At 67.1% G+C, this 12,950-nt stretch carries 10 protein-coding genes and 1 tRNA gene; 6 read left to right on the top strand and 5 right to left on the bottom strand.

Annotation, left to right across the window (positions count from 1 at the left end):
- The first annotated feature begins 99 nt into the window (after window positions 1-99).
- Together ACRAKI_RS31215 and ACRAKI_RS31210 are read left to right on the top strand one after the other, a co-directional pair.
- Window positions 100-954, top strand: a complete 855-nt coding sequence (locus ACRAKI_RS31215; RefSeq protein WP_447004069.1) for a helix-turn-helix domain-containing protein — start codon at window positions 100-102, stop codon at window positions 952-954.
- 36 nt (window positions 955-990) lie between these two features.
- Window positions 991-1,170 (top strand): DUF397 domain-containing protein, encoded by a 180-nt coding sequence (locus ACRAKI_RS31210; protein WP_447004068.1) that lies wholly within the window; start codon window positions 991-993, stop codon window positions 1,168-1,170.
- Window positions 1,171-1,215: 45 nt separating this feature from the next.
- Here ACRAKI_RS31210 and ACRAKI_RS31205 read toward each other — a convergent pair whose 3' ends face one another.
- The 3 genes from ACRAKI_RS31205 to ACRAKI_RS31195 all read right to left on the bottom strand — a co-directional run bounded on the left by ACRAKI_RS31205 (window position 1,216) and on the right by ACRAKI_RS31195 (window position 6,379).
- Window positions 1,216-2,397: a restriction endonuclease subunit S gene (locus ACRAKI_RS31205; RefSeq protein WP_447008567.1), complete on the bottom strand. Its 1,182-nt coding sequence runs from the start codon at window positions 2,395-2,397 to the stop codon at window positions 1,216-1,218.
- 38 nt (window positions 2,398-2,435) lie between these two features.
- Window positions 2,436-4,412, bottom strand: coding sequence for a type I restriction-modification system subunit M (locus ACRAKI_RS31200; RefSeq protein ID WP_447004067.1), 1,977 nt, complete (start codon window positions 4,410-4,412; stop codon window positions 2,436-2,438).
- A 62-nt stretch (window positions 4,413-4,474) separates the two neighbouring features.
- Complete coding sequence (locus ACRAKI_RS31195; RefSeq protein WP_447004066.1) at window positions 4,475-6,379, bottom strand: N-6 DNA methylase; 1,905 nt, start codon at window positions 6,377-6,379, stop codon at window positions 4,475-4,477.
- 127 nt (window positions 6,380-6,506) lie between these two features.
- Here ACRAKI_RS31195 and shbA point away from each other — a divergent pair, with 127 nt between their 5' ends.
- Window positions 6,507-7,088: an RNA polymerase sigma factor ShbA gene (gene shbA / locus ACRAKI_RS31190; protein ID WP_447004065.1), complete on the top strand. Its 582-nt coding sequence runs from the start codon at window positions 6,507-6,509 to the stop codon at window positions 7,086-7,088.
- Between the two features lie 41 nt (window positions 7,089-7,129).
- On the opposite strand, the gene ACRAKI_RS31185 is transcribed toward shbA, so the two are convergent.
- Window positions 7,130-7,861, bottom strand: coding sequence for a CBS domain-containing protein (locus ACRAKI_RS31185; RefSeq protein ID WP_447004064.1), 732 nt, complete (start codon window positions 7,859-7,861; stop codon window positions 7,130-7,132).
- A gap of 372 nt (window positions 7,862-8,233) precedes the next feature.
- Here ACRAKI_RS31185 and ACRAKI_RS31180 point away from each other — a divergent pair, with 372 nt between their 5' ends.
- Window positions 8,234-10,045, top strand: coding sequence for a DUF262 domain-containing protein (locus tag ACRAKI_RS31180; RefSeq protein ID WP_447004063.1), 1,812 nt, complete (start codon window positions 8,234-8,236; stop codon window positions 10,043-10,045).
- A 168-nt stretch (window positions 10,046-10,213) separates the two neighbouring features.
- Window positions 10,214-10,501 (top strand): barstar family protein, encoded by a 288-nt coding sequence (locus ACRAKI_RS31175; RefSeq protein ID WP_447008566.1) that lies wholly within the window; start codon window positions 10,214-10,216, stop codon window positions 10,499-10,501.
- A gap of 703 nt (window positions 10,502-11,204) precedes the next feature.
- On the opposite strand, the gene ACRAKI_RS31170 is transcribed toward ACRAKI_RS31175, so the two are convergent.
- Window positions 11,205-11,279, bottom strand: a tRNA-Arg gene (locus ACRAKI_RS31170).
- A 65-nt stretch (window positions 11,280-11,344) separates the two neighbouring features.
- Between ACRAKI_RS31170 and ACRAKI_RS31165 the strand changes: the two genes are divergently transcribed.
- Window positions 11,345-12,943 carry an SDR family oxidoreductase gene (locus ACRAKI_RS31165; RefSeq protein ID WP_447004062.1) on the top strand — a complete coding sequence of 533 codons (1,599 nt, stop codon included), beginning with the start codon at window positions 11,345-11,347 and terminating at the stop codon, window positions 12,941-12,943.
- Window positions 12,944-12,950: the final 7 nt, after the last annotated feature.

The raw sequence follows: 12,950 nt of genomic DNA, 5'->3' as shown, positions 1-12,950 counted from the left end.
GCATGATTATCTAGCGACTTGCCTGTACACGATCGGGTAGATCGTCTTCGGGGTCGCGGTGATGCAGACTTTGAGCCGCACACAGGGAGAGCAGGAGTGATGGCGGAGCAGCGGAACGCGACCCTCTACAAGACCGAGTTGGGCGAGGAGCTGCGGCGACTGCGTGAGGCGGCCGGACTGGATCGCGACGACGCGGCCAGGGCGCTCGGTTGCTCGGACCGGAAGATCTACACCATCGAGAAGGGGCAGGTGTCCGTGCGGCTCGCCGAGCTGTACACCCTGCTCGACGCGTACGGGGTCGCCGGTGATGAGCGCGGCGACATCGAGCACTTGGCGCGGCTGGCACGACAGCGCAGACCGCGCACCTCGTGGGGCAGCGCCGTGCCGGAACGGGTCAAGAAGTTCTTCGCCACCGAGGAGACGGCCTCGATCATCCGCGTGTACCAGCCGATGTTGTTGCACGGCCTGGTGCAGACGGAGCGCTACGCCCGCGCGATCATCGGCGTGAACTCATCGCTGAGCCCGGCCGACGTCGAGCGCTTGGTGCAAGCCCGGATGGCTCGACAGGAACGGCTCACAGGCGAAGACCCGCCCACTGTCCGCCTCGTTGTGGAAGAACACGTGTTGCGCGCCCGCGTTGGAGGCGTCGAGGTGATGCGCGAGCAACTTGAACACTTGGCGGACCTCGCCGGCCAGGGCGTGGTCGAGCTGCGCGTCGCCCCGACTTCGCTCGGCGCGCATCCCTGTATTGGCGCACCGTTGTTCCTGGTGCTCACTCCCGAGGGTGGTCGGCGGCCGAATGTGGTCTACGTCGAGACGCTGACCGATGGCGTGTTCGTGGACGAATCGGACCGCATCGCTCGCTACGAGACGACCATGTCCGAACTGCTTCCCCTCACGCTGCCGCCTTCGGAGTCGCTTTCGCTGCTGAGTACGGTGGTTGCGGATCTATGACGGCAACCGAGGAGCGGCATGATGATGGAAGGTGCCATGTGGCGTAGGTCCTCGCGGTCGAACAGTTCGGGCGGCGCGTGCGTCGAGTTGGCGTGCAGCGGAGACCAGCGCGGCGTCCGTGACTCGAAGAATCCGACCGGGCCTGTGCTGCGGTTCGGGCAGGCCCGGGTCGCGGCGTTCATGGACGAGATCCGCGCTGGTCGGTTCGACGGCTGATCGGGTGGAGGCCGCGTCCGCAGCGGACGCGGCCACCGCTGCGAATCAGTGCACCCCGGACCGCGCCGTCGTCACATCGAGCTGGCCCGTGACAGCAGCGGTGATCAGTTCTTGACGTCGTTGGGCGAGGAGGTTCGATTGAGCCGATACTATTTCTTTCAGCATGCGCGAACTCGCCTCGATACGTGCCGCGGCCTGCTCCATTTCGTATTGCGTTCGCGGATCGGCTGGCCAGGCGACGACGAAGTTCGACAAGTCTTCCATTCCCAATGTTCTTTGTGCGCTATCCGATGCGGTCGCGTCTAGTGCCTGTCTGGTAAAAATTGTGCTGGATACCCACGCGTGTAGAAGGCCGGTCGACACTCCCGGATTAGGTCGCAGTATCGCAATTGCTCGATTTACATTCGCTCCGACGACGTATTTTGATGCTACTGCGGCGCGACCCAGCGTCCCTACGACGCTGACAAGGAGATCGCCTTCTCGAACAATTGTTGTTCTGTACTGCGCAGAGAGCTTCTCGGGTATGTGTACGAGGTTTTCCGTGCGACCTTCGAGGTTTAGAAGGTCGTTGACGCGAATAAAAGGAACTCCTCTGCTGACGAATGTAGGAACAAGGACTCCGTACCTCGGGCGGGCGCGCAGCAATCGCTTCAATCGAATTGGTCTAACGCATCCGGAAACCGTAAAGATTTTTGCAATGGAAGCGTCATGCTTTTCCTGAATGACCCTGAACTGAGATTCTTTTAGGGTGATGAGTCGGTCTATCTGCGAAATTTCGACGTCTAGGAAGTTGGCGATGCGATGCTGCTCGCTTGAGTTTGGATAAGGTACCGTAAGGTTTCTTACTTGCTCGGCGTTCAGGTTGTCCTGAGTGTTGCTCCGGGCTTGGGCGGTTAGTTTTTCTCGAAGGGACATGAGTGAATACTTGAGGAATCTTTGGTCTACATCTTTACGTGTTGGGATTACCCCGAGAATTGCTTGGTTCCAACATGCGGACTTTTGTAGGACGGCTGTATGTCCCAGGCTGGCGTACATGCTAAACAGCAAAGTTCCGGGCGGAGCAACGTGCAGGCGTGCGGACTGTAGGCCCGCTTTGGTTATGCGCCTGCTTGTTGTCGCCACCTCTGAACGGTTGGACATGTCAGAAATCGATACCCAGGCATGTCCATCGTCAGGTGAATCCGTCCAATATGCAGGATTGTTTACTTCGGGAGTTCCTCCTGCCACTAGACGGGCGAGGTACTTCAGTCGAACCTGTGGCCACGTCACTTCGTCACCTCGCTCAGCAGGCGCTGGATCTGCGCTTCCAGTTCCTTCAATTCGGCGTCGATCTCCTCAAGCGGCCTCGGCGGCACGTACTTGTAGAAGTGCCGCGTGAACGGGATCTCGTAGCCCACCTTGGTCTTGGTGTGATCGACCCAGGCGTCCGGCACGTGCGGCAGGACTTCGCGGGCCATGTACTCGTCGATGTCCTCGTCCAACGGCACGTTCTCGTTGTCGCGCAGGTCCGGGTCGGGCAGTGGCTTGCCCTTGCTGTCGGTCTGCAACTCGCCCTCGGGGTCGCTGATCGACACCGCCGCCCAGATGGCCTTGTCCACGGGCGCGGGCAGCTTGCCCAGCGGGGCCAGCGTTTCCTTCATCGTCTTCGCGAAGTCGACCTTCCGCATCGCGGCCGGGCGGTCGACCAGGCCGCGCAGGGCCTCGATCAGCTTCTCGCGGCCCTCGTACTTGGCCAGCGGCTTCGCCACTTCCAGCTCGGCGAGTGCTTCCTCGGTGACCTCGAAGCGGAGCTTCAGCGGTCGTTCCACGGTGATCCGGTGGTAGCCGAAGTCCCTCGTGGCGAAGACCTTCACCTTTTCGTGCATCGGGTGGTTCGCGTCCTCGGCGGCCGTCAGCGCCTCGCCATACAGCTCGGTGAGCTTGGCGATGTCGGCGTCCGGGATGTACTTGCGCTTGTCGCCCAGCGACTTGCGCATCTTCGACCAGTGCTCGCGCGCGTCGAGCAGGATCACCTTGCCCCGGTGTGCCTCGTCCTTGCGGTTGGTGAGGATCCAGAAGTAGGTGGAGATGCCGGTGTTGTAGAAGAGCTGGTCCGGCAGGGCGACGACGGCCTCCAGCCAGTCGTTCTCCAAAATCCACTGCCGGATCTTCGACTCGCCCGACTCGGCGGCGCCGGTGAACAGCGGTGAGCCGTTGAAGACGATAGCGAGGCGCGAGCCGCCCTGTTCCGGCTTCTTCATGTGGTGGATCATGTGCTGGAGGAACATCAGCGAGCCGTCGTTGATGCGCGGCAGCCCCGCGCCGAACCGGCCGGCGAAGCCGATCTTCGCTTCGGTCTCGACGTCGTCCTTGACCTTCTTCCACTCCACGCCGAACGGCGGGTTGGCGAGCAGGTAGTCGAACGTCTTGCCGTAGTGCTTGTCCTGGCTGAACGAGTTGCCGAGCTTGATGTTGGACGCGTTCTCGCCCTTGATCATCATGTCGGACTTGCAGATGGCGTAGGACTCGGCGTTGAGCTCCTGGCCGTGCGGCACGACCTTGGCCTGCGGGTTGTGGTCGAGGATGAAGTCCTCGGCGGCGGTGAGCATCCCGCCGGTCCCGCACGCCGGGTCCAGCACGGTCTTCACCACGCCGGGCGTCAGCAGGTCCTGCTCGTCCGGGGCGAGCAGGAGGTTCACCATGAGCTTGATGACCTCGCGCGGCGTGAAGTGCTCACCGGCCGTCTCGTTCGAGATTTCCGAGAACCGCCGGATCAGCTCCTCGAACGCGTAGCCCATCTGGTGGTTGTCCACCGCTTCCGGGCTGAGGTCGATCTCGGCGAACTTCGACGCCACCTGGTAGGTCAGGCCGGCCCCGTCGAGGCGGCCCAGCTGGGCGGTGAACTCGTAGGCCTCGAAGATCTCGCGGGCGTTCTCCGAGAACGCGCCGACGTAGGCCTTCAGGTTGTTCGCGACGTTGTCCTGGTCGCGCACGGCGGCCTGGAAGTCCAGCTTCGACGTGTTGTAGAAGCTCAGTCCGCCGGTGGCGCGCTTGAGCATGTCCAGGTTCTGCACGCCCTGCTCGGCCAGCTTGGCCTTGCGCTCCAGCACCGCGTCCTTGGTCGGCGCGAGCACGCAGTCCAGCCGGCGCAGCACCGTGAACGGCAGGATCACCTTGCCGTACTCGGACTGCTTGTAGTCGCCGCGCAACAGGTCGGCCACCGACCAGATGAAGCCCGCAAGCTTCGTGTGCGTACTGCTCACAAAATCTCCCTCAAGGGTTCGGCACGACGCAGAGCATGTCGTAGGGGAAGCAGAGGACGTTTCTACTCGGGTGGCTCCACGACCCCGCGAGCGAGTCCCTCGGTCAACTGGTGGGCAAGCTCCGTCCCTAGCGATGCAGCGGAACCCAGCTTCGACTCGAACGCTTCGAGCCGCCGGAACGCCGCGCCGAGCCGTTGCTGCCGTTCGAGGTCCAGCACCGGGACCTCGACGCGGCGCACGTCGATCCGGCGCGCGCCCGACGTCGTCGTACTGCTCGCACGGGTGCCGCTGTTGACGCGGATCTGGGCCGCCAGGAAGTCCACGTCCAGCCTGTTCGGGTCCACTCGGATGACGTGCAGCTGAGGGCCGAGGACCAGGCCCTCGCGGTCGATCACCCGGGTCGGGTGCCGCTGGTGGCCGGCGACCACCAGCGGCACCACCAGGTCGCCGGGCAGCAGGCGGATCGGGTCGTCGTCCTCGGTGCCGTCGAAGCGCGCTTCCGGTTCGCTCCCGGTCACGACGTCGCGCACGGTCAGCACCGGCGGACCCGAGCCCGCCTCGTCGGTGGGCAGCGGCCCGGCCTGCTGGCGCACCACGAGCGCGCCCGCCCGCGCGAGTTCGTTGATCGTCTTCGTCGCCCGCGTGCTCGGCGGGGCGCCGGAGAACTCCGGCAGCAGTCCGCCCAGCTCGTCCAGCAGGTGCGTCAGGTCCAGCCTGGTGCGTTCGAGCGCGCGGGGATCGAGCGCCGGTTCCGGCGATGGCAGGTGCCGGGACGGGGTGAGGTCGACGTCCTCGTCGAGCAGGTGGATCGGCTCGAAGACCCGCTGCCGGCCGGCGACCTCGTCGGCCGTCCCGGTGTCGCGGAACTCGCGCCAGACGTCGAGCACCTCGTCCGCCAGCGCGGACCAGTCCGCCTGTCCGCGTCGCGACGGCTGGTGGTGGCCCATGTCGACCAGGAGGACCGGGTCGACGCCCTCGGCGTCCGGTGCGCGCAGCACCCACAGGTGGATCGGGACGCCGGTGGACATCCGCACCCCGGCGGGCAGGGCGATCACCGCTCGCACCGCGCCCCGGCGCAGCATCGCCTGCCGGACCGCGCGGCCCGACCGGCGGGAAGCGACGCCGGCAGGGAGCGCGAGCACCACCGACCCGCCCGGCTTCGCGTGGGCGAGGCAGTGCTGCGCCCAGGCCAGCTCAGGTTCGCCCTTCACCGGGAAGCCGTACTCCCAGCGGGGGTCGATGCCCAGTTCGTCGTGCCCCCAGTCCCGGTAGCCGGACGGGGGGTCGCACACCACGGCGTCGGCGCGCAGGTCGGTGAAGGCGTCGGCGCGCAGTGCGTCACCGGTCGCGATGTCCACGGGCACCAGTGCCGCCAGCCGGGCGCGGGCCAGCCTGGCCAGCGTTGCGTTGATCTCCTGACCGACCAGTCGGCGGGCGCCCGCCTGCTCCGCCGCTTGGAGGAGGTTCCCGGGGCCGCATGCCGGGTCGAAGACGGTGCCCGTGATCGGGCCGGTGAGTTCGACCATCAGCCGCGCCAGTTCGACCGGGGTGGCCAGGTGCTGGCGCTGCTGCCGGTCGAAGACCCGCCTGGTGAGCGACTCGATGAGCTCGCCCGCCTCCGGCTCGGGGAGGTCGCCGATGAGGCCGCTGACCTCCTCGGGCAGCTCGGCGGCGCCAGGGTCGCGCAGATGGGTCGCCACGTCGGCGACGAGTTCGAGCGCGTCGGTCTCGTTGCGGCCGGCGTCCAGCGCGAGCCACACGGCGTCGGCTGGTCGGCTGTCGGTCAGCTTGCCCTGTTTTCGGAGCCAGCTCTCGACCTCGTGCAGGCGGAACGCTGGGGAGCCCCCGGAACCGGGCACCGGCTCCGGGAAGTCCGGGTGCCGCTTCCGCCAGTTGCCGACCGCGGCACGGCCGACGTTCGCCAATCGGGCGATTTCGGCAGCTGTCACCAGGGCGTGTTCCGGCATGACCACCTCCATGGGGGAATGCATGTGAGCATAGCTCGTCGTACAAATCTTGTTGACTGTGTACATGTACAGATGTTCCTATTGGGCGTCAACACCGCACGGGCGTTCGCTCACTGGAGGTCTGCTGATGACTTGCCGCACCGGGTCCGACGTCGACCTCGACGTCCTCGCCCGCTCTGCCGCCGGCGGTGACCGGCAGGCGACCAGTGACCTGCTCGCCGTCCTCCGCCCCCGTCTCATCCGCTACTGCCGTGCGCGGATTCGCGGCGCGGGCACGTACGCCACCGCCGACGACGTGGCCCAGGAGACCTTGATCGGCGTGCTGACCGCACTGCCGTCCTACCGGGACGAAGGGCACGGGTTCGGCGCGTTCGCCTTCGGCATCGCTTCCCGCAAGGTCGCGGACTTCTTCCGCAAGAAGGTGCGTGACCGCACGACTCCCGTGGCCGACGTCCCCGATTCCGCCGACCACCGCAGCGGTCCCGAGCAGGCGGCGCTGCGGACCGAGTTACTGGAGAACGTGCACGGGTTGCTGGGGGTGCTGAGTGAGACTCAGCGCGAAGTCCTGGTGTATCGGGTGGTGGTCGGTCTCTCCGCCGCCGAGACCGGCGAACTGCTCTCGCTGACGCCCGGCGCGGTCCGCGTCGCCCAGCACCGCGCGCTCCAGAAGCTGCGAGCCCTGCTCAAGAACCGCGACACGACCGCCTGACCAGGGGGCAGGCGGTCGGTTGGCGTGTGGCGCGCGGATCGTTATCGGATGCTCGCGTAGAGCCGCGGGAGATCCTGGGCCACGACGATTCCCAGCGGCTGTTCCGTGCGCTTGCCCGAGTGGGAGATGATCACCGCCGTGACCGGTCGCGTGCCGGGCGAGGACGGTGCGAGCAGGTCCAGCACCTGCAGAACGGTCGTGTCGCGGGGGCGCAGTTCGGCGGTCTCGTGCGGTTCGGCGAACTCCAACACCTCGCTGACCGGGGCGGCCTCGGCGAGGCCGGCGTGGTCGGCGAACTGCGCCGCCAGCCAGCGCGCGATGGCGTTGGTGGTGAGAAGACCCTGGAAACCCCCGTCGTCGTAGACCGGGAGTTGCGAGATGTCGTGCTCTTTGACCAGAGCGAGGGCATCGGCGATCTGCGATCGAGCGTCGAGCCGGTGCACCTGGTCGCGCTTGAGCGCTTGCAGTGCGGTCGGGGGTGAGATCACCAGGTCCCGCAGGCGTTCGATGTCCCGGACGACCTCGTCCACGGGTTCGGCGATGGGCCTGCCAGCGAAGTACCTCTTGTGGCTGATGGCGTTGCGCAGGTCGGCGAAGGCTTCCAGCTCGTCCTTCTGCCTGGACGTCAGTCGCACCTTCTTCCCGTAGTCGTTGAGGAGCCTCGCGAAGCCGGGGTTGCCCGCCGGGCTGACGCCGGCGCGGAAGTGGTTCTCGATGGCGTTGAAGGCGGCGAGGAAACGGGCCCCGTTGCTGGAGGCGCTGCTGCTTGTCACGAAGTGTTCCCTGTTGTCGCTGTAGTTGTCGTACGGCTGCCGGATCGGAGGGCTACGACTTCCGCCCGGCCATGACGCCGACGTCGCCATGGCTCCGGAAAGGCCGCGTGTCCTGCCCTCTATCGCACGTACGGCCCGAAGAGTTTCAGTGGTGAGGCTCCGGCCACCTGCCGGGAGTCGTGCGCGGATGGCCATGCCGGTCGAAGCGGTCCAGGGCGCGGGCAGCGGTCGACTGCACCAGGTAACGACGAGTGTTTCGTGTACGTCGGTAACGTCACGGCAACCGTGTGCGTTATTCCACTTGTAGCCGCAGACGGTCTTTCGTCGTGCGGCCTGCCGTCGACCCGCCCCCGGCGGTTGGAGGACCTCCGCATGCAGGCGAACACGCTGACGCCGCAGAAGCTGTTCGAGCCGCAGGTTCGATACATCATCCCGGTGTTCCAGCGTCCCTACGTGTGGTCGGTGGAGAAGCAGTGGACACCGCTCTGGGACGACGTTCGCGCGGTCGCGGAAGAAGTGCTCGACCGTGGGCCGCAGGATGACTCCGTGCCGCCGCACTTCCTCGGAGCGGTCGTGCTGGAGCAGCAGCTGCACCCGTCCGGTTACATCGCGATCCGGCAAGTCATCGACGGCCAGCAGCGCCTGATCACCTTGCAGCTCCTGCTCAACGCCGCGCGCCAGGTGACCAGGCGGCACGGCCGGCCGCGGGACGCGGCGCTGTTGGAGACGTTGGTGCGCAATCCCGCGCACATCGTGGACACCGAGGACGAGGTGCTCAAGGTCTGGCCGATCCTGGCCGACCGCGCGGCCTTCCAAACGGCGATGGACGACGAGGACAACGACGACGGTGAGCACCGGGTCAGCCACGGCATCAGGTTCCTGCGTGAGCGCATCGAGGCGTGGACGCTGGAGGCGCCGGATGACACAGAACCCTCCGAGCGGCTGCGAGCGCTGACCGAGGCACTGGCACTGCACTTGAGGGTGGTCGTCATCGACCTGGACCCGAACGACAACGCACAGGCGATCTTCGAAGCCCTCAACGACCGCGGCAGCCCTCTGCTCGCGGCCGATCTGATCAAGAACGCGGTGTTCCAGCTCGCGGAGAAGCACGCACTGGACATCGAGGCGCTCAACCAGCAGTACTGGGCTGGTTTCGACGAGGACTACTGGCGACAGGAACTGCGGCAGGGCCGTCTGAACCGGCCGCGCATCGATGTCTTCCTCAACTACTGGCTCACGATGCGCCTGGCGCACGCGGTTCCCTCGGACAAGATCTTCATCAGCTTTCGCGACCAGGTCATCAGAGGCCTGACGGACGTGCGACCCATGCTGACGGAGCTGCGGGAGGACAGCGCTTGTTACCGCAGGCTAGCCGACCTGCCGCCGTTCTCGGTCGAGGGCACGTTCCACTACCGGGTTATCCAGGTAGCCGACATCGCGGCCACCATGCCGCTGTTCCTGTGGCTCGTCCGACCCGGTTCCGCGATCCCCGATGCGGCACGCCACCAGGCGCTGAGGGCCGTCGAGAGCTGGGTCATCCGGCGCCTGCTGTCCCGGATGACGCTCAGCGACACCAACTCGCTGACGGTCGAGCTCCTCCGCCAGCTCAAGGCCGTTCCCCGCGAGCAGGTGGGCGAGGTGGCAGTGGAGTTCCTGCTGAACCAGCACGGCGATTCCCGTCGGTGGCCCACCGACGACGAGGTGGCCAAGAGCCTGGATACCATGCGGCTCTACACGACCCTGGTGCCACGCCGCCGGGCGCGCATGCTGCTGGAAGCCCTCGAGGACAGCTACCGGTCGCCCAAGACCGAAGAGGCGCATTGCCGCCGCGGCGACCTGACCATCGAACACGTCATGCCACAGTCCTGGCAGCGCCACTGGCCCCTCGTGGCCGACCGGGGTGTCGACGCCGCCGAACGCGACCACCTGGTGCAGCGCCTCGGCAACCTCACGTTGGTGACCAGCAAGCTCAACCCGGTCATCTCGAACTACCCATGGTCACCCACCACACTGGGCGACGGCACTGCCATCGAGGGCAAGCGCAAAGCGATCGGCCAGCACAGCGTCCTCATGCTCAACAAGCACCTGCTCGATGAGCATGCCGACGATTGGGACGACGAGGCGATCCGAGAGCGGACGACGACGTTGGCGGTGCGGGCGACTCGGGTGTGGCCACGTGGGTGAGTGTCGAGTCCAGCTGCGCGGCTTGCTCGCGCACCGGTTTGACCCCGTTTGACCGGGACAGCTCGGCCAACGCTCGCCTGACCTTTGATACTGGGAAGGCGCTCGCGGTGCTTCACGCGAGGACGCGCGGAGGACGGACGGGGCGAGGAAGGTCGTTGAGGTTTGATCGTGCGACTGGACGGCTCTGAGATCGGATCGCTCGCGGACTTCCACGTCCGGATCGAACGCGCCCTGGACCTGGGGCCGTACTACGGGCGCAACCTCGACGCGCTGTGGGACCGCCTCAGCGCCGACGTGGCACGCCCCGTCACCCTGCGGTGGACAAACGTGCGGGCGAGCCGTGAAGCGCTGGGCGAGCGGCGGTTCGCGGAGGTGTTGGACGTGCTGGAACGCGCGGTCGAGCATGATCGACAAGCCGGGTGGGTGGAGCGCTTCGAGTACCAGCTCCTCGACTGACACCTAGTGGCGCGCGGCCGTGCCGTTCTTCACTGGTGTGCCGGGCCGTCATGACATCTCCGGTCGACGTCCGCGGATAAGCAGCGGAGGATCTTCGCGAACTGGTCTGGGGCATCCGCCGCGACGTGGTGCCCAATTCCGTCGATGTGTGCCGCCGTCACGTCGGTGGCGACCTGTCGCGGCGTCGCGGGTGTGAGGTCGGCCGAGAACCCGGCGACGGCGAGCACGGCATGGCCGGCTTCCTGGTCGCGAGCTCGCGGAGCTCTTCCCCTTCGGAGAGCAGGGATCGGTGCAGCCCGACGGCGCCGGCGAACGCGTCGGGACTTGGGCAGGAGCCGACGAGCTCGTTGGCGTCCGTGATCGCGTCGGGACCGTGGTGAGCGAAAGAACGCGTAGTCGGTGGGGAACGCGCCCTCGCGGCCGGCGAGGAACCCAATGTGCCAGGCGCCGCCGTGGGCGACGTCGGCGAGCGCTTCGGCACCGAATCCGGGGACCTCAATCCGAGCCGCTACTGATCGTCAATGCCTCTCGCGCCGAACCGGTGGGGGAGCGCGCAGGCCGCGTTGGGCACCGACCGGAGGGCTAGGAACTCTGGCACACATTCGGCACAAGCAGCCGTAGAGCAACGGACACGGCCGGACAGACGACGAAGGCCCTTGACCGCGTTCGCGCTGGTCAAGGGCCTTTTCGTGATGGTCGAGCGTGGTGCCCCCGGCAGGATTCGAACCTGCGCTCCCGCCTCCGGAGGGCGGTGCTCTATCCCCTGAGCTACGGGGGCCGCAGCTACGGGGAGAAGCTTAGCGCACTGGGCGGACGGGTTTTCACCCCCTACCCTCCTGGGTTGTGGAACCGGTGCGTGAGCGATTCGTTCAGGTCGGTGACCTGCGCCTTCGGGTGTTGGAGGAGGGGGTGGTCGGGGGGACTCCGGTGCTGTTGACCCACGGGTTCCCGGACAGCTCCGACGTCTGGGAGCCGGTCGCCCGGCGGCTCGCGAAGCGGTTCCACGTCATCCGGTACGACGGGCGGGGGACGGGGAAGTCCGGGGCTCCGACCGGCGGGCACGGCGGGTACGCGATGGAGCGGTTGGTCGAGGACCTGGCGACCGTGGTGCGGGAGGTGGCGGGGCGGCCCGTCCACCTCGTCGGGCACGACTGGGGGTCGATCCAGGGCTGGGCGGCGGTGGCTGCGCACCCGGAGCTGTTCCTCTCCTTCACCAGCATGTCGGGGCCCGACCTCGGGCACGTGTCCGACTGGGTGCGCCGGAATCGGTGGCGGCCGTGGAAGGTGTTCGGGCTGCTGCGGCACTCCTGGTACATCGCGGGGTTCAAGGTGCCGGTGGTGCCGGAGTTGGTCTGGGCGCTGCCGGTGGTGCGGGAACGGCTGCACGCGGGACGGCGGGAGTGGGCCAACGGGCTGGGCATGTACCGGGCCAACTTCGGACGTCGGTGGCGACCGTCGCCGGTGTCCACCAGGGTTCACCAGATCGAGTTGACGCAGGATCCGTACGTGACGCGCGCGCACCTGGAGGCCGCTGAACCGTGGGTGGACGATCTCACTCGTAGCGTGCTCCACACGGGCCACTGGGCGCAGCGGACGCACCCCGACCAGGTCGCCCGGCACATCGAGGACGCGATCGACAACCGCCGGCGGAAGCGGCGGTTGGTGGTCATCACGGGCGCCGGCAGCGGGATCGGCAGGGCCACCGCGCACGCCTTCGCCGAGCAAGGGGCCGAAGTGGTCGCGCTCGACGTGGACGAGGCCGCCGCGCGGGAGACGGCCGCGCGGACGGGTGGACACGCCTACCGGCTCGACGTCACCGACGGGCCGGCCACGCACGAGATGGCGGACAGGATCAAGGCCCGGCACGGGATCCCCGACGTGGTCATGGCGAACGCGGGCATCGGCGTGGCGGGACCGTTCCTGGACACGTCGGAGGAGGACTGGCGGCGGGTCGTCGACGTCAACCTCTGGGGCGTCGTCCACACGTTCAGGGCCTTCGCGCCGCAGCTCGTGGACCGCGCCGAAGGCGGCCACCTGGTCGTCACGGCCTCGGCCGCCGCCTACTTCCCAACCGCGGTCCTGCCCGCCTACTCCACTACGAAGGCCGCCGTCCTCATGCTCGCGCAGTGCCTGGACGCCGAGCTGCGCGAGCACGGCGTCAGCGTCACGGCGATCTGCCCCGGCATCGTGCACACCAACATCACCAAGACGTTCACGTTCGCCGGGTCGACCGCCGCTGAGCAGGAAGAACAACGCCGGACCGCCACCAGGGCCTACCGGCTCCGCGGCTTCGGGCCGGAGAAGGTCGCGGCCGAAGTGCTCGCAGCGGTGAACCGGGACAGGCTCGTGGTACCCGTCACGGCGGAGGCGAAAGCGGTGCACCTGGCCAACCGGGTCGCACCGGGCCTGGTTCGCGCACTCGGACGGGTGTGGCGCCTGTAATCCCTCC

It is taken from the genome of Saccharothrix isguenensis (genome assembly GCF_052936305.1).
Note: the sequence above shows the minus strand (reverse complement) of the source record. Positions and strands in the feature narration are given on the sequence as shown.

Bases quoted from the DNA above. Each gene is read 5' to 3' on its own strand.
- shbA (WP_447004065.1), top strand. From the start codon at position 6,507: ATGACTTGCCGCACCGGGTCCGACGTCGACCTCGACGTCCTCGCCCGC.
- ACRAKI_RS31210 (WP_447004068.1), top strand. From the start codon at position 991: ATGTGGCGTAGGTCCTCGCGGTCGAACAGTTCGGGCGGCGCGTGCGTC.
- ACRAKI_RS31215 (WP_447004069.1), top strand. From the start codon at position 100: ATGGCGGAGCAGCGGAACGCGACCCTCTACAAGACCGAGTTGGGCGAG.
- ACRAKI_RS31195 (WP_447004066.1), bottom strand. From the start codon at position 6,379: ATGCCGGAACACGCCCTGGTGACAGCTGCCGAAATCGCCCGATTGGCG.
- ACRAKI_RS31180 (WP_447004063.1), top strand. From the start codon at position 8,234: ATGCAGGCGAACACGCTGACGCCGCAGAAGCTGTTCGAGCCGCAGGTT.